The sequence below is a fragment of the Streptomyces sp. NPDC026538 genome, assembly GCF_055567535.1.
This window is the reverse complement of the sequence record NZ_JBVHQG010000014.1, coordinates 63,054-83,284: the sequence shown is the minus strand read 5'-3', so window position 1 is coordinate 83,284 and position 20,231 is coordinate 63,054. Positions and strand designations below refer to the sequence as shown.

At 70.4% G+C, this 20,231-nt stretch carries 17 protein-coding genes; 9 read left to right on the top strand and 8 right to left on the bottom strand.

From position 1 onward, the window contains the following. Positions 1 to 175 precede the first annotated feature (175 nt). On the bottom strand, positions 176 to 1,024 hold the full coding sequence (rsmI, locus tag ACZ4N4_RS39995) for a 16S rRNA (cytidine(1402)-2'-O)-methyltransferase (RefSeq protein WP_450765487.1): 849 nt from the start codon (positions 1,022 to 1,024) through the stop codon (positions 176 to 178). A gap of 126 nt (positions 1,025 to 1,150) precedes the next feature. Between rsmI and ACZ4N4_RS39990 the strand changes: the two genes are divergently transcribed. The 3 genes from ACZ4N4_RS39990 (at position 1,151) to ACZ4N4_RS39980 (ending at position 6,469) form a co-directional block, all read left to right on the top strand. Next, on the top strand, positions 1,151 to 2,941 hold the full coding sequence (locus ACZ4N4_RS39990) for a dolichyl-phosphate-mannose--protein mannosyltransferase (RefSeq protein WP_467598323.1): 1,791 nt from the start codon (positions 1,151 to 1,153) through the stop codon (positions 2,939 to 2,941). A 143-nt stretch (positions 2,942 to 3,084) separates the two neighbouring features. Next, positions 3,085 to 4,701, top strand: a complete 1,617-nt coding sequence (locus tag ACZ4N4_RS39985) for a penicillin-binding transpeptidase domain-containing protein (protein WP_467598320.1) — start codon at positions 3,085 to 3,087, stop codon at positions 4,699 to 4,701. Positions 4,702 to 4,804: 103 nt separating this feature from the next. Then, positions 4,805 to 6,469: a penicillin-binding transpeptidase domain-containing protein gene (locus ACZ4N4_RS39980; protein ID WP_467598317.1), complete on the top strand. Its 1,665-nt coding sequence runs from the start codon at positions 4,805 to 4,807 to the stop codon at positions 6,467 to 6,469. A gap of 6 nt (positions 6,470 to 6,475) precedes the next feature. Here the strand turns inward: ACZ4N4_RS39980 and ACZ4N4_RS39975 are convergent, their stop codons facing one another. Continuing rightward, complete coding sequence (locus tag ACZ4N4_RS39975) at positions 6,476 to 6,823, bottom strand: SsgA family sporulation/cell division regulator (protein ID WP_467598315.1); 348 nt, start codon at positions 6,821 to 6,823, stop codon at positions 6,476 to 6,478. Between the two features lie 211 nt (positions 6,824 to 7,034). On the opposite strand from ACZ4N4_RS39975, the gene ACZ4N4_RS39970 reads away from it, so the two are divergent. The 6 genes from ACZ4N4_RS39970 to ACZ4N4_RS39945 all read left to right on the top strand — a co-directional run bounded on the left by ACZ4N4_RS39970 (position 7,035) and on the right by ACZ4N4_RS39945 (position 12,074). Next, positions 7,035 to 8,084 carry an energy-coupling factor ABC transporter permease gene (locus ACZ4N4_RS39970; protein ID WP_467598312.1) on the top strand — a complete coding sequence of 350 codons (1,050 nt, stop codon included), beginning with the start codon at positions 7,035 to 7,037 and terminating at the stop codon, positions 8,082 to 8,084. Position 8,085: 1 nt separating this feature from the next. Beyond that, positions 8,086 to 8,847 carry a cobalt ECF transporter T component CbiQ gene (gene cbiQ / locus ACZ4N4_RS39965; protein ID WP_467598309.1) on the top strand — a complete coding sequence of 254 codons (762 nt, stop codon included), beginning with the start codon at positions 8,086 to 8,088 and terminating at the stop codon, positions 8,845 to 8,847. Then, the gene (locus ACZ4N4_RS39960) at positions 8,835 to 9,602 is read left to right on the top strand and encodes an energy-coupling factor ABC transporter ATP-binding protein (RefSeq protein WP_453564906.1); all 768 of its coding nucleotides are present in this window, start codon (positions 8,835 to 8,837) and stop codon (positions 9,600 to 9,602) included. The genes cbiQ and ACZ4N4_RS39960 overlap by 13 nt, the downstream gene beginning before the upstream one ends. Positions 9,603 to 9,655: 53 nt before the next feature. Continuing rightward, complete coding sequence (locus ACZ4N4_RS39955) at positions 9,656 to 10,117, top strand: MarR family winged helix-turn-helix transcriptional regulator (RefSeq protein ID WP_467598306.1); 462 nt, start codon at positions 9,656 to 9,658, stop codon at positions 10,115 to 10,117. A gap of 234 nt (positions 10,118 to 10,351) precedes the next feature. Continuing rightward, positions 10,352 to 10,756, top strand: a complete 405-nt coding sequence (locus tag ACZ4N4_RS39950; RefSeq protein WP_393842790.1) for an organic hydroperoxide resistance protein — start codon at positions 10,352 to 10,354, stop codon at positions 10,754 to 10,756. Between the two features lie 148 nt (positions 10,757 to 10,904). Beyond that, positions 10,905 to 12,074, top strand: a complete 1,170-nt coding sequence (locus ACZ4N4_RS39945; RefSeq protein WP_467598303.1) for a serine hydrolase domain-containing protein — start codon at positions 10,905 to 10,907, stop codon at positions 12,072 to 12,074. 211 nt (positions 12,075 to 12,285) lie between these two features. Here the strand turns inward: ACZ4N4_RS39945 and ACZ4N4_RS39940 are convergent, their stop codons facing one another. From ACZ4N4_RS39940 to ACZ4N4_RS39915, 6 genes are all read right to left on the bottom strand, one after another. Continuing rightward, positions 12,286 to 12,561 carry a DUF1876 domain-containing protein gene (locus ACZ4N4_RS39940; protein ID WP_450765465.1) on the bottom strand — a complete coding sequence of 92 codons (276 nt, stop codon included), beginning with the start codon at positions 12,559 to 12,561 and terminating at the stop codon, positions 12,286 to 12,288. A gap of 90 nt (positions 12,562 to 12,651) precedes the next feature. Then, positions 12,652 to 13,533, bottom strand: a complete 882-nt coding sequence (locus ACZ4N4_RS39935) for an NAD(P)-dependent oxidoreductase (protein WP_467598300.1) — start codon at positions 13,531 to 13,533, stop codon at positions 12,652 to 12,654. Positions 13,534 to 13,674: 141 nt separating this feature from the next. Next, the gene (locus tag ACZ4N4_RS39930) at positions 13,675 to 16,428 is read right to left on the bottom strand and encodes a bifunctional YncE family protein/alkaline phosphatase family protein (RefSeq protein ID WP_467598297.1); all 2,754 of its coding nucleotides are present in this window, start codon (positions 16,426 to 16,428) and stop codon (positions 13,675 to 13,677) included. Between the two features lie 13 nt (positions 16,429 to 16,441). Continuing rightward, positions 16,442 to 17,791 carry an ABC transporter permease gene (locus ACZ4N4_RS39925; RefSeq protein ID WP_467598294.1) on the bottom strand — a complete coding sequence of 450 codons (1,350 nt, stop codon included), beginning with the start codon at positions 17,789 to 17,791 and terminating at the stop codon, positions 16,442 to 16,444. Beyond that, the gene (locus tag ACZ4N4_RS39920; protein ID WP_467598291.1) at positions 17,788 to 18,729 is read right to left on the bottom strand and encodes an ABC transporter ATP-binding protein; all 942 of its coding nucleotides are present in this window, start codon (positions 18,727 to 18,729) and stop codon (positions 17,788 to 17,790) included. The genes ACZ4N4_RS39925 and ACZ4N4_RS39920 overlap by 4 nt, the downstream gene beginning before the upstream one ends. 125 nt (positions 18,730 to 18,854) lie before the next feature. After that, a complete protein-coding gene (locus ACZ4N4_RS39915; protein ID WP_467598668.1) occupies positions 18,855 to 18,992 on the bottom strand; it encodes a hypothetical protein in 138 nt (45 codons plus the stop codon). Between the last annotated feature and the right edge of the window lie 1,239 nt (positions 18,993 to 20,231).

The following is a 20,231-nucleotide window of genomic DNA, read 5'->3' as shown; positions in this document are numbered from 1 at the left end:
GTCAGAGGCGCATACTCAGAGGAAGAGCGACGCGCTCAAGGATCAAGGGGTGCCCCCTCGCCGGCTCCGGGTCCCGGGGCGCCCCGTCAGGGGCGCGCGGAACTGCCCGGCCGGCCCCCGGCGACCCGCACTCCACTGCACAGGAGCAACCACGACGGCGCTGCCGAAACCGGCCTCACCCGTCGGCGCGCTTCGCCGCCACCACCGCGTCGAACACGACCCGCTTGGGAATCCCCGCCTCGACCGCCACCGCGGCGATCGCCTCCTTGCGGCGCTCGCCGGCCTCCTCGCGGACCCGCACCCGCCGGACGAGTTCCGCCGCGTCGAGTTCCTCGGGCCCGCGCTCGGGGGCGCCCTCGACGACGACGGTGATCTCGCCGCGCACCCCGTCGGCGGCCCACACCGCGAGTTCGGCCAGCGGACCGCGCCGTACCTCCTCGTACGTCTTGGTCAGCTCACGGCAGACGGCGGCCCGCCGCTCGGCACCGAAGACCTCGGCCATGGCGGCGAGGGTGTCGTCGAGGCGGTGCGGTGCCTCGAAGTAGACGAGGGTGCGACGCTCCTCGGCGACCTCCTGGAGCCGGGAGCGGCGTTCGCCGGCCTTGCGCGGCAGGAACCCCTCGAAGCAGAACCGGTCGACGGGCAGCCCGGACAGCGCGAGCGCGGTGAGCACGGCGGACGGCCCCGGGACGGCGGTGACGCGGATCTCCTTCTCCACGGCGGCCGCGACCAGCCGGTAGCCCGGGTCGGAGACGGAGGGCATCCCGGCGTCGGTGACGAGCAGCACGCGCGCGCCGCCGACGAGTTCCTCGACCAGCTCGGGCGTGCGGGCGGCCTCGTTGCCCTCGAAGTACGACACCACGCGCCCCTTGGGTGTCACACCCAGCGCCTGCGTGAGCCACCGCAGCCGCCGGGTGTCCTCGGCCGCGATCACATCGGCGCCGGTCAGCTCGGCCGCGAGCCGGGGCGGCGCGTCCGCGACGTCGCCGATGGGGGTGCCTGCGAGGACAAGGGTTCCAGTCACGCCCCCATCCTCGCAGCCGCCACCGACAGCGCCGTCCCCGGCAACCGCGGCCGCCGATCGCAAAGGAACCCACCTCTAAGCCCCATTGCACGGGACTCACACAGAACGGTTCCCTACGATGGCGCGGTGACCAGTACCGCGTCCTCCACGGACACCCGGCAGGGCCAGGCAGCGCTCGACGAGCGGTCGACGTGGCAGCAGCGGCTGCGCCGATTCGGCTACACGGCGAGCCCGGCGCACACGGCGCACACCACCGGCGGCGGAAGCGCCGCGGGCGCCGGCGCGGGCGCCGATGTCGTCGACCGCCTGGTCCCGCCGTACACCGAGCCCAGCTCCCGGCTGTGGCTCGGCCTGGGCGTGCCCCCGGTGCTCGCCGAGCGGATCACGCGGTGGTCGGCCTGGGGCGGCCCGCTCCTGGTGACGCTGGTGGCGGGCCTGCTGCGGTTCTGGAACCTGGGAAGCCCGAAGGCGGTGATATTCGACGAGACGTACTACGCGAAGGACGCGTGGGCGCTCGTCCACCGCGGTTTCGAGGTCAACTGGGACAAGAACGCCAACGATCTGATCCTGCATGCGAACGGCCATGTCACGGTCCCGGCGGACGCTGCGTACGTGGTGCACCCGCCGGTCGGCAAGTACGTCATCGGGCTCGGGGAGCTGATCTTCGGCTTCGACCCGTTCGGCTGGCGCTTCATGACGGCGCTGCTGGGCACGCTGAGCGTGCTGCTGTTGTGCCGGATCGGGCGCCGGATGTTCCGTTCCACCTTCCTGGGCTGCCTGGCGGGCGGCCTGATGGCGGTGGACGGGCTGCACTTCGTGATGAGCCGCACCTCGCTGCTCGACGGCGTGCTGATGTTCTTCGTGCTGGCGGCCTTCGGCTGCCTGGTCATCGACCGGGACAGGTCACGGGAGAGACTCGCGGCCGCGCTGCCGCCCGACGCGGACGGCCGGATCCGCCCCGACGCGCGCGTGGCCGACGCTTTCCGCTTCGGCTGGCGTCCCTGGCGCTGGGCGGCGGGTGTGCTGCTGGGCCTCGCGATCGGCACCAAGTGGAACGGCCTCTACATCATGGTCGCGTTCGGCCTGATGGCGGTGTTGTGGGACGTCGGCGCCCGCAAGGTGGCCGGCGCCCGGCATCCGTACAAGGCGGTCCTGAAGTACGACACGGGGATCACGTTCCTGGCGACGGTCCCGGTGGCGACCGCCGTCTACCTGACGTCCTGGATCGGCTGGATCCTGTCCCCGACCGACGGCAGCGGCGGCTACTTCCGCAACTGGGCGGCCACCGACGGCAAGGGCGGCGACTGGACGTTCCTGCCGGACTGGCTGCGCAGCCTGTGGCACTACGAGCACGAGGTGTACCTCTTCCACGTCGGCCTGTCGTCGCCGCACACCTACATGTCCAACCCGTGGTCCTGGCTGGTGCTGGGCCGCCCGGTTTCGTACTTCTACGAGTCGCCCTCCCCCGGCGCGGACGGCTGCCCGTCAAACGCCGGACAGAAGTGCGCGCGCGAGGTGCTGGCGATCGGCACGCCGCTGCTGTGGTGGGCGGCCTGCTTCGCGATCCTGTACATCCTGTGGCGGTGGGCGTTCCGTCGTGACTGGCGGGCCGGCGCCATCGCCTGCGGCATCGCGGCCGGTTACCTGCCCTGGTTCATGTACCAGGAGCGCACGATCTTCCTCTTCTACGCCGTCGTCTTCGTGCCGTTCCTGTGTCTGGCGGTGGCGATGATGATCGGCGCGATCATCGGCCCGCCGGGCTCCAGCGACACCCGCCGCCTGGTCGGTGCGTCCGGAGCCGGCGTACTCGTCCTGCTGATCGCCTGGAACTTCATCTATTTCTGGCCGCTGTACACGGGCACGGCGATTCCCATCGATTCCTGGCGTTCACGTATGTGGCTGGATACCTGGGTATGAGCCACATCCCTGATTTCTGTTCAGACAACAATTAGTCAACATCTGACACAGGGCCCTCACATCCGCCTAGAGTGCGCACCAGAGCCAGCTTTTGAACGCGTTCACAAAATGCGGCAAAAGCTCACGGGGAGGGGATTCGCACCATGCGCAAGGGGGTCAAGGCGGCCATAATCGGCGGCGTCTGCACCGTGATGGTGGGCGGAGCCGGATACGGCGCCTACAACGTGCTGTCGGCGGTGCGCGGCGACGGCGGCGGCACGCCGGCCGTACGGACCGGACCGCCCACCGCGGACGAGATCAGGGACACCACGGGCAAGTTCTTCGCGGCCTGGGAGAAGGGCCAGTCGGTGACCGCGGCGTCGTACACGAACGACTCCGCCGACGCCGAACCGGTGCTCACCTCCTTCAGCGCCACCGCGCACATCAAGGACGTGCACATCACGCCCGGCAAGGCGACCGGAGCCACCGTGCCGTTCAACGTGAAGGGGACGGTGTCCTACGACGGGAAGTCGAAGACGCTCACCTACCGGAGCACGCTGCGGGTCGTGCGCGGCGAGACCACGCACCGCGCGCTCGTCGACTGGCAGCCGTCCGTGGTCCATCCGCAGCTCAGACGCGGCGACACACTGGCCACCGGCGAGGCGGCGAGCCCGCCGATCGAGGCCGTCGACCGCAACGGCACGGTCCTCAGCAAGGACAAGTACCCGTCCCTGGGCCCGATCCTGGACGAGCTGCGCAGCCGCTACGGCGACAAGGCGGGCGGCACACCGGGCGTGGAACTGGTGATCCAGCACGCGTCCCAGGAGTCCGCCGACACCACGCTGCTGACCCTCGCGGCGGGCAGGGCGGGCAGGCTGCGCACGACGCTCGACGCGCGCGTGCAGGCCGCCGCCGAGACCGCGGTGACGAAGTACGCCGAGTCGTCGGTGGTGGCCGTCAAGCCCAGCACCGGCGAGGTGCTCGCGGTCGCCAACCACCGTGAGGACGGCTTCAACGCGGCCTTCCTCGGCGAACTGGCACCCGGCTCCACCATGAAGATCATCAGCGCGGCCACCCTCATCGACACCGGGATCACCACGATGAACGGCCCGGCGCCCTGCCCGTCGACCGCGACCTGGCAGAGCCAGACCTTCAGCAACCTCAAGGGACTGCAGCCGGACCTGAAGGCCACCCTCTCGGACAGCTTCGCGCGATCCTGCAACACGGCGTTCGTGAAGTACGCGGACTCCGTCCAGGTCGACTCGCTCACCAAGGAGGCCGAGGACCGCTTCGGGCTCGGGCGCAACGACTGGAAGGTCGGCATCCCGAGCTTCGACGGCCGTGTCCCCGCCTCCGGCGGCCCGGACACCGCGGCCAACCTCATCGGCCAGGGCCAGGTGCAGATGAGCCCGCTGAACATGGCGTCGGTGACGGCGACCGCGATGACGGGAGCCTTCCGGCAGCCGGTGCTCGTTTCCCAGAAGCTGGACGGCCGTGAAGTGGCCACCGCGAAGGGCCTGTCGGCGAACACGGTCGGCCAGTTGCGCTCCATGATGAACCGCACCGCGACCAGCGGCACCGCGGCCGGGGTGATGAGCGGGCTGCACGGCAGCATCGGCGCCAAGACGGGTTCGGCGGAGGTCGACGGACAGTCCAAGTCGAACAGCTGGTTCGCCGGCTACCGCGACGACGTCGCGGCCGCGGCCATGACCCAGGACGGCGGCCACGGCATCGACGCGGCCGGTCCGATTGTCGCGAGTGTGCTACGGATCGGTGGCTGAAGTCACTCCCACAGGGCGGGACTCTAGGCTGTTGCAGTCGTTGGGGAGCGTGAGGGCTACGGGGCGGCGGGGGCCCTGGGGAAGTGCGCGGAGGAACTGGACTGTGGGCAAGAGAAGGCGCGTCGTCGAACGACGGAAGAAGAGACCCGCCGTCATCGGCGGGATGATCGCCGTCGTGGTCGGCGGCGCCGGCTTCGGCCTCTACGCGCTGTACGGCGGCGGAGCGGCCGACGCGGCGTCGAAGGCGGCCGCCAAGCCCGTCAAGACCGGGCCGTTGTCGGCGACCGAGGTGCAGACGACGGCGCGGACCTTCCTGGCGTCCTGGCAGCAGGGCAAGGTCACGCGGGCCGCCGCCGTCACGGACGACGCCCAGGCCTGCGTCAGGCTGCTCACCGGCTACGCCAAGGACGCCCACGTCAAGGACGTCACGCTCACCGAGGGTGCGCGCACCGGCGCCAAGGTCCCGTTCTCGGTGAAGGCGACGGTGTCGTACAAGGGCGTCAGCAAGCCCCTGTCGTACGACTCCTCGTTCAGCGTGGTGCGGCGCACCAGCGACGGCAAGCCGGTGGTCGACTGGCACGCCGCGGTCGTCCACCCGGACCTCGCGGACGGCGACACCCTGGCCACCGGCGAGTCCGGCACGCCGCCCATCAAGGCGCTGGACCGCGACGGCGGGGAGATCACCACCGCCAAGTACCCGTCGCTGGGCACGGTCCTGGACGGGCTGCGCGAGAAGTTCGGCAAGAAGGCCGGCGGCAAGGCGGGCGTCGAACTGCGCGTGGTGCGCGGCAAGGCGTCCCAGAAGGCGAAGCTGTCCGACAAGACCCTCCTGGAGCTCAGCAAGGGCACGCCGGGCACGGTGAAGACGACGCTCAGCCCGACCCTCCAGGCGGCCGCCGAGAAGCAGGTCACCACGCAGAAGAACGCCTCGGTCGTCGTCATGCGTCCGTCGACCGGCGAGATCTACGCCGTGGCCAACTCCAGCCACGGCTTCAACGTGGCCTTCCAGGGCTCGCTGGCCCCCGGCTCCACGATGAAGATCGTCACCTCGACGATGCTGTTCGAGAAGGGCCTCATCACCCCGGACGCCTCCCACCCCTGCCCCAAGACGTACAAGCTGGCCGGTTGGACGTTCCACAACGACGACGACTCCGAGATCAAGAAGGGCACGTTCAAGCTGGCCTTCGGGGCATCCTGCAACAACGCCTTCATCAACTTCGCGCCCAAGCTGTCCAACAGCGACCTGACGACCGAGGCACAGCAGGTCTACGGCCTCGGCATGAACAACTGGGCCATCGGCGTCCCGACCTTCGACGGCTCGGTGCCGGTGCAGAGCGGCGCGCAGATGGGCGCCTCGCTGATCGGGCAGGGCGGGGTGCGGATGAACCCGCTGAACATGGCGTCGGTGGCGTCCACGGTCGAATCGGGCGTCTTCCACCAGCCCTACCTGGTCTCCCCCTCGGTCGACACCCGGACCGTCGCCAAGGCCTCGCGCACGATGTCCGCGAAGACGCAGTCCGAGCTGAAGGAGGTCATGCAGTACACGGCGGCGTACGGCACGGCCGCCAAGGCGATGGCCGGTCTCGGCCCGGACTACGGCGCCAAGACGGGTTCGGCGGAGGTCGACGGGCAGAAGAAGCCGAACGGCTGGTTCACGGCGTACAAGGGCGATCTGGTGGGCGCGGGCGTGGTCCAGGCCGGCGGCCACGGCGGCGACACGGCCGGGCCGATCGTGGCGGCGCTGCTGAAGCTGGGGTCGTCGCTGTAGGCGGCGCTAGCCGGCCACAGGGGTGCTCATGTAGGTGCGCCTGAGGAAGCGCAGCAGCGCCTTGGACTCGAACTGCACCACCGCCGTGCCGTGGTCGGAGTGGAACTCCACCACGGCCTGCACCCGCCCCAGCGGCCACACCCGTACGTCACCGCTCTCCGCCGGTGACCTGAGCCCCTGTTCAAGCAGCGCGCGTGAGAACGTCCACTCGTCCGTCCCGGGCAGGCCGACGCGCACCGATCGCGGATCGGCATCGGGGTCGTAGCGCAGGACGACGGGCACCGCACCCGGGTCCTCCCGCGCGTCCTCGTCCGTGACGATGTGGGCTCGCGCATACTGCTCGACTACAGACATCGGACTGCCCTTTACGCTCCGTTACCTTTGCGAAAGCTGTGCATCCGCTTCTTCTCTAAATGTCGCACATTTTCCGGATTGTGCTTGCGGAGGCCGTGACATCTCATGCGGTTCTTCGGTGCACCTCGACATGCTTCGGCCGACCTCGGTGTGCGATACACGACTCTCTCGCTCTTGCAAAAGCTTCGCAACAACACCTTAAAATCGAACGGTGCATGTACCTGACGGATTCATCGACGCCCCCACTTCTGCGGTCACCGCGGTGGTCGCGGCCGGTGCCCTCGCCGTGAGCCTGCGCGGCGCCCGCCGTGAACTGGACGAGCGCACGGCACCACTCGCCGGCCTGGTGGCGGCGTTCATCTTCGCCGTACAGATGCTCAACTTCCCCGTCGCGGCCGGAACAAGCGGGCATCTCCTGGGCGGAGCGCTGGCCGCGATACTCGTCGGCCCTTATACGGGCGTCCTGTGCGTCTCCGTGGTGCTGCTGATGCAGGGCATCCTGTTCGCGGACGGCGGCCTGACCGCGCTCGGCGTCAACATCACCGACATGGCGATCGTGACGACCGTCGTCGCGTACGCCGTCTTCCGGGGGCTGCTGACGGTCCTGCCGCGCAGCCGGCGTTCGGTGACCGCCGCCTCCTTCGTCGCCGCCCTGCTCTCCGTCCCGGCCGCCTCCGTCGCCTTCACGTTGCTGTACGCGATCGGCGGCACCACCGATGTCTCCATCGGCAAGGTGGCCACGGCCATGATCGGTGTGCACGTCCTCATCGGCATCGGCGAGGCCGCGATCACCGCGCTCACGGTCGGCGCCGTCATCGCGGTGCGCCCGGACCTGGTGTACGGGGCGCGCGAGCTGCGGCAGGGGCTGAAGTTGCGCGTGAACGGCGTGCTGGTGGACGCGTCCCCGTCGCGCCCGGCGCCCACGGCGCCCGTGACGGCGCGCACCTCGCGGCGCGCGCTGTGGATCACCGGGCTCGCCACCTCCCTGGTCCTCGCCGGCGTCGTCAGCTTCTACGCCTCCGCCGACCCGGACGGTCTGGAGAAGGTCGCCCACGACAAGGGCATCGACGGGAAAGCGCAGAAGCACGCGGCCGCCGACTCCCCGCTCGCCGACTACGGCGTCAAGGACGTCTCCGACGCCCGTCTCTCCGGCGGTCTCGCGGGCGTCATCGGCGTCGGCGTGACCGTCGTCGCAGGCAGCACGGTGTTCTGGGCGGTACGCAGGCGCCGGGGCGCGGAAGCGCCGTCCGAGGCACTCTGACATGGGCGCCGGACACGCTCACAGGCTCTATCGGCACGCGCACTCCCCCGTGCACGCGCTCCCCCCGCACACCAAGCTGGCCGCCGCCTTCGCCTTCGTGGTCGTCGTGGTCTCCACACCGCGCACGGCCATGTGGGCGTTCGCCCTGTACGCCGTGCTCCTCGCGGGCGTCGCGCAACACGCGCGCGTGCCCGCTTCCTTCGTCCTGCGCCGACTGCTGATCGAGGTGCCGTTCGTCGCCTTCGCGGTGCTGATGCCGTTCGTGGCGGAGGGCGAACGGGTCGACGTGCTCGGCCTCTCGCTCAGCGTGAACGGCCTGTGGGGCGCCTGGAACGTACTCGCCAAGGGCACCCTCGGCGTCGCCGCCTCGGTGCTCCTGGCGGCCACCACGGAACTTCGCGAACTGCTCCTCGGGCTCCAGAGGCTGAGACTCCCGCCGCTGCTCGTCCAGATCGCCTCCTTCATGATCCGCTACGGCGATGTCATCACCGACGAGATGCGCCGGATGCGGATCGCGCGGGAGTCGCGCGGCTTCGAGGCGCGGGGCGTGCGCCACTGGGGCGTGCTCGCGAAGTCCGCCGGCGCGCTGTTCATCCGCTCCTACGAGCGCGGGGAGCGCGTCCACCTGGCCATGGTGAGCCGCGGTTACGCCGGCTCGATGCCGGTCATCGACGAGGTGACCGCGTCCCGGGCGCAGTGGTCCCACGCCCTCGCACTGCCCTTGTCCGCTCTTGTCGTCTGCGTGTTGGGATGGGCCCTGTGACTGCTTCCCTGGAGGTCTCCGGCCTCGCCTTCGCCTACCCCGACGGGCACCAGGCCCTGTTCGGCGTCGACTTCACCGTCGCGCGCGGCGAGCGGGTCGCGCTGCTCGGGCCGAACGGCGCCGGCAAGACCACCCTCGTCCTGCACCTCAACGGCATCCTGAGCGGCGGCACCGGCACGGTCACGGTGGCCGGACTGCCGGTCGGCAAGCGGCACATGGCGGAGATCCGGCGCCGGGTCGGCATCGTGTTCCAGGACCCCGACGACCAGCTGTTCATGCCGACGGTCCGGGAGGACGTGGCGTTCGGACCGGCGGCGGCCGGCCTGAAGGGCGCCGAACTCGACGCACGCGTGCGGACCGCCCTGGAACGGGTCGGCATGGCCGGCTTCGCCGAACGCCCGCCGCACCACCTCTCCTTCGGCCAGCGCCGCCGGGTCGCCGTCGCCACCGTCCTCGCCATGGAACCGGAGATCCTCGTCCTCGACGAGCCCTCCTCCAACCTCGACCCGGCCTCCCGCCGCGAACTCGCCGACATCCTGCGCTCCCTGGACGTCACGGTCCTCATGGTCACCCACGACCTGCCCTACGCCCTGGAGCTGTGCCCGCGCTCCCTGATCCTCAGCGACGGCACGATCGCCGCCGACGGCCCCACCGGTGAACTCCTCTCCGACGACGCCCTGATGCGCGCCCACCGGCTGGAACTGCCGTTCGGCTTCGACCCGCGCGCGGCGACGGCGGGACGCGGCGGCGCCTGACGCGATTCCCTGACGACCGTCCCGCGCGTCCTCGCGTCCGTGACAATGGGCGGGTGACGCATCAAGAGGACACGGGGCCGCCACGGCTGGACGACCAGCTGTGCTTCGCGCTGTACGCCGCGCAGCGTGCCGTGACCGCCGCCTACCGCCCGCTCCTCGACGACCTCGGGCTCACCTACCCGCAGTACCTCGTGCTGCTCGTCCTGTGGGAGCGGGGCGAGACCACGGTGAAGGAACTGGCCGGCGCGCTCCGCCTCGACTACGGCACGGTGTCGCCGCTGCTGAAGCGGCTGGAGGCGGCGGGTCTGGTGCGCAGGGAGCGCGCGGAGCGGGACGAGCGCTCGGTGCTCGTCGCGTGCACCGAGCGTGCGGAGGAACTGCGGGAGCGCGCGGCGCGCGTACCCGGCGTCCTGCTCACGACGACGGGACTCGACGGCGCGGACGTCGTGCGGTTGCGCGAGGAGTTGCGGGCGCTCGCGGATCGCGCGAACGGCGCGGCCGCACGCCCAAGGTAGCGCTGCCCGCGCCCGGCGCGCACCCCAACATCGCGCGCCCCGCCCCCACCCTCATCACCCCGCCCCGCTGTTACCCACGGTTTCCACCCCCTGGCGATCCAGAGGCTTCCTACCGGTCGGTACCTTGTGCACGATGTACTTGCACACCATCGTGTTGCCCATCATCGTTTCCACCCTGGGGGAGGTCCCGCCGTGACCGAAGGCGCCACCGTCGACACCCGTCCGACGAAGATCATGTATGTCGCCGAGGCGACCGCACACGGTGGCCGGGACGGGTATGTGACCAGCCAGGACGGCCAGATCGACCTCAAGGTCGCGATGCCTCCGGAGCTGGGCGGCGACGGCAACGGCACCAACCCGGAGCAGTTGTTCGCGGCGGGCTACAGCTCCTGCTTCCACAACGCGCTGATCCTGGTCGGCAACCGCTCGGGCTACGACCTGACCGGCTCCACGGTCGCCGCGAAGGTCGGCATCGGCCCCAACAAGCGGCGCGGCTACGGTCTCGCCGTCGCGCTCAGCGTCTCGCTCCCGGTCCTGGACGCGGACATCGCGGCGAAGCTGGTGGACGCCGCCCACGAGGTGTGTCCGTACTCCAACGCGACCCGCGACAACATCGACGTGACGATCGTGCTCGGCTGACCGCACGCCCCTCCCGCTCAGGCACACCCCTGAGGCACACCTCACTGAGGCACAGCTCACGCCCGTGCCGCCCCGGTACCGAGGAATCGCGGGCCCCGCGGGTGCGTTGCCTCCAAGGGTGCAGGCGATCAGGAAGGATGTGGCGGGCGTGGACGTGAACGGCACTGTGGCCGAGGGCTTCGAGCCGGTCAGGGACGCGTTCGCGAAGAACTTCGAACTGCTCGGGGACCGGGGCGCGGCGGTCGCCGTGTACCGGGACGGGCACCGGGTCGTCGACCTGTGGGGCGGCGCCCGGGACTTCGACGGGGACGCCGGCGAGGCGCCCTGGGAGCACGGCACCGCCCAGATCGTGCGCTCGGCGACCAAGGGCGTCGCCGCCGCCGTACTGCTGCTTCTGCGGCAGCGCGGGGAGCTGGACCTGGACGCCCCGGTGGGTGACCTCTGGCCGGAGTTCAAGGCGGCCGGCAAGGAGCGGACGCTGGTGCGGCACCTGCTCGCGCACCGCGCGGGCGTACCGGCGCTGGACCGGCCGCTCACTCCGGAGGAGGCCGCCGACCCCGATCTGGGCGCGGCCGCGGTCGCGGCGCAGGCGCCGGTGTGGGAGCCGGGCACCGATCACGGCTATCACGCGCAGACGTACAGCTGGCTCACCGGTGAGCTGGTGCGGCGGGTGACCGGGCGGGGCGTCGGCGAGTGGATCGCGGACGAGATCGCCGGACCGGTCGGTGCCGAGCTGTGGCTCGGGTTGCCGGAGGCGGAGCACGCGCGCGTGGGGCGTGTCGGGCCCGTCGAGGCACCGGAGACCGCCGGCGCGCTGCGGACCCGGCCCAAGCGGGCCGTCTCCGAGGCGTACGCCGACCCCGGGTCGCTGACCCGCCGGGCGTTCGGCGCGATCAGCCCGCTCCCGGACGAGAACGACCCCGGCTACCGCGCGGCCGCCCTGCCCGCTTCCAACGGCATCGCCACCGCCGACGGCCTGGCCCGCTTCTACGCCTCCCTCGTCGGCGAGGTCGACGGCGGCAAGCGGCTGTTCGCGCCGGAGACCGTGGAGCTGGCCCGCGCCGAGCAGTCGGCGGGGCCGGACCGGGTGCTGGTCGTCTCCACCCGCTTCGGGCTCGGCTACATGCTGCACGGCAGCGCGTCCCCGCTGCTCTCCCCCACGTCCTTCGGCCACCCGGGCCGGGGCGGCGCACTAGGCTTCGCGGACCCCGAGTCGGGCATCGCCTTCGGCTATGTCACCAACGGCTTCCGCAAGAGCGTGACGGCGGACCCGCGGGCGCAGGCGCTGGTGCGGGCGGTGCGCACGGCGCTGGCGTAACCGGCGCCGCACACACACCCCGGCGCCCGCGTACGCGCCACAACACACACGCCCGCGCTTCAGCGCTATGCGCGCCGGGCGTGCACGCTCTGCACGCCCGGCGCGCGCGAACACCACACGCCCCGGGCACGCGAACCCCACGCGCCCCCGCGCGGGCACGGCCTCACACGCCCCGCGCAAGCACGCCCGCACCCCGCGCGCCCGCGCTTCCTCACACGTTGATCGGATGCGAGTGCCGCCCGGAGTCCGCGTCGATCTCGCCGTGCGCCTTGCTCAGCAACTGCATGGCCAGTTCGTTCATGGCGCGGGCTCCCGCGATCTCCTCCCCGACTCTGGGCTGGTTGCTGTCGGACTCATGACGGCTGGCGTGGCCGTGCGCGCGTACCTCGGTGCCGTCGGGCAGACGCACCATGGCGACCGCGCGCGTGTGCGTGTCGTCCTCCAGGAACTCCAGCTCTACGTGCCATCCCACAGCGGTTTGCATCATGGGGATCACCTCCGCAATCGCTGCTTCCAGGGTGCTCCCTCGGGGCCCCGCGCGTCACGTCGGCACCGGACGGCACCCCCGGCGCGCCGGTCACTTGCCGTCGAAGCTCGCGAAGTACGCGGCGGCCATGTCCTCGTCGGCGTGCCCCTGGGCGGCGGCGCGAGCGAAGCGTTCGGCGGCCGCCTCGGCGACATCGAGGCGCACGCCGTGGCTCGCGCCGGCGGCGACGATCAGCCGGGCGTCCTTCCCTGCCGTGTCCACCGCGAAGGACGGCGGGGTCAGTCCGCCGTCGATGATCAGCCCGGCCTTGGCCCGCAGATAGCCCATGTCGAGCGGGCCGCCCGCGATCAGGTCGAAGAAGCTGTGCGGGTCGACGTCGAGGCTCTGGGCGAGGGCCACCACCTCGCCGGTCGCCGCCGTCACCGCGAGGACCCAGCTGTTGGCGACGAGCTTGAGCCGGGTCGCGGCGGCCGAGGACCCGTCGTCGCCGGTCCACAGCGTGCGGGCGCCGACGGCGTCGAAGACCGGCGTGACCGTCTCCCGGCCCTGTTCGGGCCCTGCGGCCAGGACGGTGAGCTGTCCTGCCTCGGCGGGCTGGCGGGTGCCGAGGACCGGGGCGTCGTAGAAGACCAGGCCGTGCTCGCGGGCGAAGGCGGCCAGTTCGGGGATCTGGTCGAGTCCGGCGGTGGTGGACTGAGCCCAGACGACACCGGGGCGCAGCGCGTCGGCGGCCTCCCGCATGGTCTCCAGTGCGGTGGCGCCGTCGTAGAGCATGGTCAGGACGACGTCGGCGCCCTCGACGGCCTCGGCCGGGGTGTCGGTGACCTGGGCTCCGTCGGCGGCGAGGGGTTCGGCCTTGGCGCGGGTGCGGTTCCAGGCGCGTACGGTGAACCCGGCCTTCAGGAGGTTGCGGGCCATCGCGGCGCCCATGATGCCGGTGCCCAGCGCGGCCACGGTCGGCTTGTCGGTCATGACATCTCCCTGTCTTCGTACGTTCCGCAGGCCAGCCTGGCGCACGCCGGCGCGCTTCGCGCGCGACGTCTACCCGTTCCGGGACAGAAGACACAAGGGACCCCGGCGCCGGCCGGGGTCCCTTGACGTGAGCGGGCCGGGTCAGCCGTCGTTCTCCGACGACGGCAGGTAGGCGCCCGGAACGTCGTTCGGCGTGTAGATCTTCTTGTCACCCGGGTACGGCTTGGTCCAGTTGTGGGTCTGGTACCAGGTGTAACGGTTCATCTGGGTGGGGTTGGCGTAGTCCGGCACGGCGTTCGGGCCGGTCAGCCGCTGGTGCGAGGCCCAGCTCCGCCACTGTGCCGCGACCGTCTTCTCGGCGGCCGGTACGGAGACGGTCGTGGGCGCGGCGGCCGCGTCGGGGTCCTGGGCTGCCGGGGTGTCCGGGCCGCAGGACGGCTGGGGTTTCACGCCGAGAGTCAGGGAGGTCCGGTTGGGGACCGCCGTGAACGGCGTGTCGTCCGCCTTCCGGGTGAACGCCCCGTACATGGGGGTGGCCGCGCTGTCGAGCTGGTTCATCGGGTGGATCCCGAGGATCTGCTCGATCGTGCGGACCATGGTGATCTGCGAGTAGTAGTGGTCGTCGACCGTGCCGTGCTGGGCGTACGGGCTGATGACCTGGACCGGGGCGCGGTGGCCGTCGACGTGGTCGAGGCCGGCCTGGGAGTCGTCCTCGACGACGAAGATCGCCGAGTCCTTCCAGTACTTGCTGTGGGTGATCTGGTCGACCATCCTGCCGACCGCGAGGTCGTTGTCGGCGACCTCGGCGGCCGCGTTGGCCGGGCCGCCGGTGTGGTCGTTGGAGAACCAGAACATGTTCAGGTTCGCGGGGCCGTTCTTCTCGAAGTCCTGCTTCCAGATCTGCTCTTTGTAGATGTCAGGGACGTTGAGGTCGAACAGCGGGAAGCCCTGCACGGACACGTCGTTGAGGGAGGGGATCGCCGAGCCCGTCTTGATGGGGTAGGCGGTCTGCGCTCCGGTCGCGGCCATGTTCTTGCTGTCGCAGTACAGGTTCTGCCAGTTCGCGCCGGACGGCTTGGTCTCCAGCGACTGGAACTCGCCGAAGTCCTTGACGGACTTCCCGGCCGCCTGCGCGCCGGTCCAGATGAACCCGGTCTTCTGGTGGCCGAGGACGTCGTTCTCGGTGTCGTAGCTGCGCGTGTACTCGCCGGCCGACGACTCGGTGTACTCCGGGTTGTCGGACTGCATCAGCCAGTTGTGGCCCTCGGCGGAGTTGGTGCCGATGTCGTAGAAGTTGTCGTACAGCCCGAACTGCTGGGCCAGCGCGTGCTGGTTCGGCGTCACGTTCTCGCCGAACTGCGTGAGCGAGGAGTTGCCGTTGCCCTGCGGGAGGTCGCCGAAGACCTGGTCGTAGGTACGGTTCTCCTTGACGAGCAGGAAGACGTGCTTGATCGTCGAGGGGTCGCCGATGCGCTTGGGGACCGGGACGGCCTTCTTGTTGCCGTTGCCCTTGGTGGTCTTGACCGAGTTGGACGTCCAGCCGTTCTGCTTGAACACCTTCGCCGTCTCGGACCTGACGACCTGGTCGCTCGGCAGCGTGAACTGGGTGAGGCTCGACGTGGTGTCGTGCGTGTTGTGGCCGGCCGCGTCGGGGCGCAGGGCGTCGACACCACGGGTGTTGGCGACGACGACCTTATTGCCGAGGGCGGTGATCCCCGACGGGAAGTAGTCCGTCGGGAGCAGGCCGACGTAGCGGGCCGGCATCTGCGGGGAGGTGTAGCGGTAGACGGCGACCGCGTTGGCGCGGCCGAGCGTCACCAGCAGCCGACCGTCGTCGGTGAGCGTCACCGCGTTGGGCTCGTAGCCGACCGACGCCTCGGGCCACGGCTGGGTGGCGATGGTCTGGACGACCTTGTCCTTGCGGGTGTCGATGACCGACACGTTGTTGTCGGCGGTGTTGGTGACGAACACCGTGCCCTTGCTCGCGTACACGGCGGTGGGGTGCAGTCCGACGTCGATGGTGCCGACGGCGGCGGACGGGTCCGCGGTGTCGATGACGCTGACGGTGCCGGTGGTGGATGCGCCGGTCTTCGGATTGGCGACCACGTCGGTGCCGTAGGAGTTGATGGTGGTGTCGCCGGCCTTGGCCGGGCGCCCGCCCTCGTTGCTGACGTAGAGCTTGCCGCCGACCAGGGCGAGACCGCGCGGGGCGTTGCCGACGGCCCATGTCTGCTTGATCGTGCCGGTCGCCGCGTCGATCGCGACCACCTTGTTCTGGCCGTTGACCGCGGAGTACACGGTGGAGCCGTCCGCCGAGAACACCGCCGCGCCCACCAGCGCCTGCTTGGAGCCGTCGGCCGCTATCGGGACGGCCGTCGGGGCCGCGAGGGTGCCGTCGGCGTTGACGGTGAACCTGGTGTAGCCGTTCGCCTGGCCCAGCCACAGCTGCGTGCCGTCGGGCGAGTAGGTCGGGCCCTCCTGGCCGACCGCGCCGCTGCTGATGCGCAGGTCGTCCGCCGCGTTGGTGCCGATCTTCTGCTTCACCTGCCCGGTGGCCAGGTCCATGATCACCAGGGACGCGTCACCGTCGGCTACCGAGGCCGCGAGGTGGGTGCCGTCCGGGCTGACCGCCGACGACATGATCTTGCCGTCGTTGATGACGGTACGGCTGCCGTAGGGGTTGATGTACTGGTCGGCGGAGACCACCTGGCCGTTGGCCGTGGTCTGGCCGACCTGCTGGGTGCCGAACTGGTACGTCGAGGCGACCGCGGTGCCCGTGACACCGAGGGCGACGGCGATGCCCGTCGTCACCAGCAGGGTCCGGCGGCCGAAGTGTCTGCCGAAGATGTTGAACTGTTTGTTCTCGTTGATCCGACGCTGGCGGGTTACCTGCACGGAACTGTTCCCTTCAGTGGGTGTCGAGCAGTTCGACGTTGCCGTCGAACTGCCAGAGCGGATTCGGGGCGTCGCCGGTCGCGGTCCGCACCAGGAAGTAGCCGTTGACTTCCTTGGGACCGTCGCCGTCCGCCACGAACCGCCCGTCCGAGGTGATGTCGAGCTGGTAGACCGCCGTCCCCGTCACCGAGACGCCGGGGAGGTGCCAGCTCACCACGCAACGCCAGTCGTTCCCCGCGCCCTCCTGGGCGGCCTGGCCGTCACTCTTGGTACACGCCGCCGTGGCCCCCAACTGTTTTTCGGTGACGGCGGGTCGATGGAGTTCCTGCGTCTGCAGGCGGTAGAGGTGCGCGAAGACCGTGGCGAGGGACTTCTGCACCTTGTCCTGTGCGATGCCGGAGCCCGTCGAGGGGGTGGCCACGGCGACCGCCCCGACGGTGACGGCGGTCAACGCGGCCAGCGGCAGCACGCCGAGGGCGAACGCGCGGCGCCCGGAGCCGTCGTAGGCGGGGTTGGTGAAGTCCCGTCGTATGAACAGCACGTAGGCCAAGGCGGTCGCGAGCACCGCCCACACCAGGCTGACCGCGACGGCGGTCAGGAGCGGGGCGAGCTGGGCCGGGCTGGTGAACAGGCCGTTCCAGGAGATGAAGGCGTAGGTGGGCAGGGCGAGGCGCACGGCGACGGGCAGCGGCAGCATCTGGGCGACCGACATCGCGAGCGCGACGATCGGGGGCAGCAGCAGCCCCATCGGAGAGCGCCCGAGGGCGACCGAACCGAGGAGCCCGATCGCGGCGAGCGCAAGGGTCGGGGCGAGAGCCGCGACCCAGGAGAGCAGGACCCGGCCGGCCGCGTCCCCGGGCGTCAGCAGATGCCCGTCCAGTCCCACCAGGGGCTGGTTGCCGACCGCCGCCAGTCCGCCGACCGCGCTGGAGACGGTCAGCCCGGCCACCAGCAGCAGGATGACGGTGAGGCTGGCCAGTGACTTCGCCACGAAGATCCGCGCGGGCGAGCGGACCGCCACCAGCAGGTGACGCCACGTACCGAGCCGGTCCTCGGAGGCGAACACGTCACCGGCGACCACCGAGGTCAGCAGCGGCAGCGCCCAGGTGCCCGCGAAACCGAGCATCACCAGCGGTCCGGCCCAGCCCGTGGCGTGCATCCAGCGGCCGAAGAGCGTGTCGGAGGGGAGCGTGCTCTGCCCGCTCACCCCGGCGACGAAGAGCGCCGGCGCGATCCAGCAGGCGAGCATCAGCAGCCGGATCCGCCACTGCGAGACGAGCTTGACGAGTTCGAAGCGGTAGCCGCGCGACACCGGGACACGGCGGGCGGAAGCAACGCTGCTTTCGACTGTGGCCGCGGTCATCGACCGGCCTCCTGCTGCTCGGTGAGGGCGAGGAACGCGGCTTCGAGGGGCGATACGACGGGAGCGAGTTCGCGCACCGCGACGTCCGACCGCACGACCTTCGCGACGAGTTCGTCGAGGGCGGGCACCAGTGCGCGTACGACGAGCACGTCGGCGTCCTGCCGTATGCCGCTGTCGTCGACGACCCGGATGCCGGCCGTGTCGGCGGCGAGCCTGCGCGCGGTCTCGGGGTCGGAGGTGCGCAGCCGGTAGTCGAGTTCGCGGTTCTCGGCGGCCAGCTTGTTCAGCGGGCCGGAGAAGACCACGCGTCCGGTGGCGAGGATGGTGACCTCGGAGCACAGTGCCTCCAGGTCGTCCATCCGGTGGCTGGAGAGCACCACGCCCGTTCCGGCGGCGGCGAGCCGGGTGAGGACCCGGTGCACATGTCTCTTGCCGGCCGGGTCGAGGCCGTTGGACGGTTCGTCGAGCACGAGCAGCCGGGGCCGGGTGAGCAGGGCGGCAGCGAGCCCGAGCCGCTGGCGCATGCCGAGGGAAAAGCCGCGGGTCCTGTCGTCGGCGACATCGGTGAGCCCGACCTCGCCGAGCACGCCGTCGATGCCCGCCGTCCCCGCGTCCAGGCCGCGGAGCGCGGCCAGCGCGGCGAGGTTCTGCCGGGCGGTCAGCGAGGGGTAGAGACCGGGCGCGTCCACGAAGCCGGCGACACCGTCGGGAGCGGCGAGCGCCCGCTCGACCGGCGTCCCCAGGATCTCCAGCCGGCCGCCGTCGGCGACGGCCAGCCCCAGCAGCAGGCCGAGCAGTGTCGTCTTGCCGGCGCCGTTCGGTCCGACCAGACCGTGGATCTGACCTTGCGTCACATCCAGGTCCACGCCATCGAGTGCGACGACATCGCCGAAGCACTTGCTGATCCCGCGGGCCCGGACTGCGTGGAGTGTGTCCATGAGTCCCGTGCGTCCCTTCATTCGCAATCCGCAGGGACCTTACGGAGACCACACAGCCCGGATACAGGCGCTCAGCTGAACGTTCGAAGAACGGTTCGTCAAGGCAACGACAATATCGCCGCCCGTCAACCGGCGTGCAGCATCAGCCCGATGCCGACGACCAGGAGGCCGGCCGCCGCGATCCTGGGCGTCCCGAACGCCGTGTGGAGCGGCAGCTTCCTCCCGGCTCTCATGTGCGCCGTGCTGCCGGCGTGCGTCTTCATCTGTGTGATCTGCCCCGCTGTGTGGAGCCGTGACGCGAGCCGGAGGCGGGCTGCTCTGGCTGTGCTTGACCGCCTGCTGGGGCAAGACGAAGTCAAGAAGCCGGACCGCCGTCGCGACCGATGAAAGGGCTCACGAAGTGCAGGTCGCACGATCGCGTAGATCCTAATGGCGAGCTCGGACCCACTCCACCTCTGAGTGGATGTGCGGCGAGCCTCCATATCTCGGCAGGGGCGTGTTGGGCGCAGAGTGCGGGGGTGGCTGCCCAGAACTCAAAACGCCGACAGCCGTAAGCGCAGCAGCCACTTCGTCCTTACTCGCCCCCACGAGGGCCTCAATCACCCGATCGAGTGCCTCGCTCACGTCAGTGCGTATGACCGCTCGAAGATGGCGCCTGACCTGCGTTCTTGACCGTCAGCGGCCGCAACTTCTTGCCGCTGTTGCTTACTTGTGGCCAAGTATCCATCTGCGGGCACGGTCAGAACGGCAACAGCTCAAGCTTGTCGCCGAGAAAGTGACAGCCGGCGTCGCTCTCGGTCAACGTGCAGCTCCAGGTTCTCCGTGGCCGCCATCGACAAGACACTCGGCCATGAGACACCGCCCAGCGTCTTACCTCGCCATTAGGAACGCAGCCCCGCGGGGCCGGGCATGCGCGGTGAGCGGAGCGAGCCGCCTTGTAGTCGAGGGACAGGGCCTTCCTCTTGTCCGTGTGGCTGGCCAGGCCCTTGGCGCTCGCTCGTCTCCCAGAATCCTTACTGCGCGAGGAGAATCCCGGGACCACCTTGAGCGCACGAGGGAGAATCAGCGTACGTCGCAACTGCTTCAGACCACCCGATCGGAGGGCTCATGCGCTACTTCCCGCCGCCCAGCTGGCCTCCAGCAAACGATTGGCCGCCACCTGTAGACGATTGGACGCCACCCGATGGATGGGAGCCGAGGTTTCGAGGGCTCCACATCTCCCCCGACGGTGACGGCTATTACCTCGCAGCACCCCTCCCGGAGGACTCGCGACGTAAGTCCCTGGAGCCAACGCCAGACGAAGACGAGGCCGTCCATCTCCGCCGGGTGACCAGGATGCTGGGCATGTGGGCCAGAGACGTGCAACGCGCCGCTCACAGCTATTACCAGGCAGCCATGAAGGCGGCATGGACTGACCGCGCGATCGAGTACATGGAGGACTGGTCGCCAGATCAACACGACCTGTCGCTTGCTCTCGAAGACGTCTGGGTCCGTGGCTACTA

What these genes read in the sequence shown, in the direction of transcription:
- cbiQ (WP_467598309.1), top strand. Translation starts at nt 8,086, where the DNA reads ATGGGCGCCGGACACGCTCACAGGCTCTATCGGCACGCGCACTCCCCC.
- ACZ4N4_RS39935 (WP_467598300.1), bottom strand. Translation starts at nt 13,533, where the DNA reads ATGACCGACAAGCCGACCGTGGCCGCGCTGGGCACCGGCATCATGGGC.
- ACZ4N4_RS39950 (WP_393842790.1), top strand. Translation starts at nt 10,352, where the DNA reads ATGTATGTCGCCGAGGCGACCGCACACGGTGGCCGGGACGGGTATGTG.
- ACZ4N4_RS39925 (WP_467598294.1), bottom strand. Translation starts at nt 17,791, where the DNA reads ATGACCGCGGCCACAGTCGAAAGCAGCGTTGCTTCCGCCCGCCGTGTC.
- ACZ4N4_RS39975 (WP_467598315.1), bottom strand. Translation starts at nt 6,823, where the DNA reads ATGTCTGTAGTCGAGCAGTATGCGCGAGCCCACATCGTCACGGACGAG.
- ACZ4N4_RS39940 (WP_450765465.1), bottom strand. Translation starts at nt 12,561, where the DNA reads ATGATGCAAACCGCTGTGGGATGGCACGTAGAGCTGGAGTTCCTGGAG.
- ACZ4N4_RS39985 (WP_467598320.1), top strand. Translation starts at nt 3,085, where the DNA reads ATGCGCAAGGGGGTCAAGGCGGCCATAATCGGCGGCGTCTGCACCGTG.
- ACZ4N4_RS39960 (WP_453564906.1), top strand. Translation starts at nt 8,835, where the DNA reads ATGGGCCCTGTGACTGCTTCCCTGGAGGTCTCCGGCCTCGCCTTCGCC.
- ACZ4N4_RS39920 (WP_467598291.1), bottom strand. Translation starts at nt 18,729, where the DNA reads ATGGACACACTCCACGCAGTCCGGGCCCGCGGGATCAGCAAGTGCTTC.
- ACZ4N4_RS39915 (WP_467598668.1), bottom strand. Translation starts at nt 18,992, where the DNA reads ATGAAGACGCACGCCGGCAGCACGGCGCACATGAGAGCCGGGAGGAAG.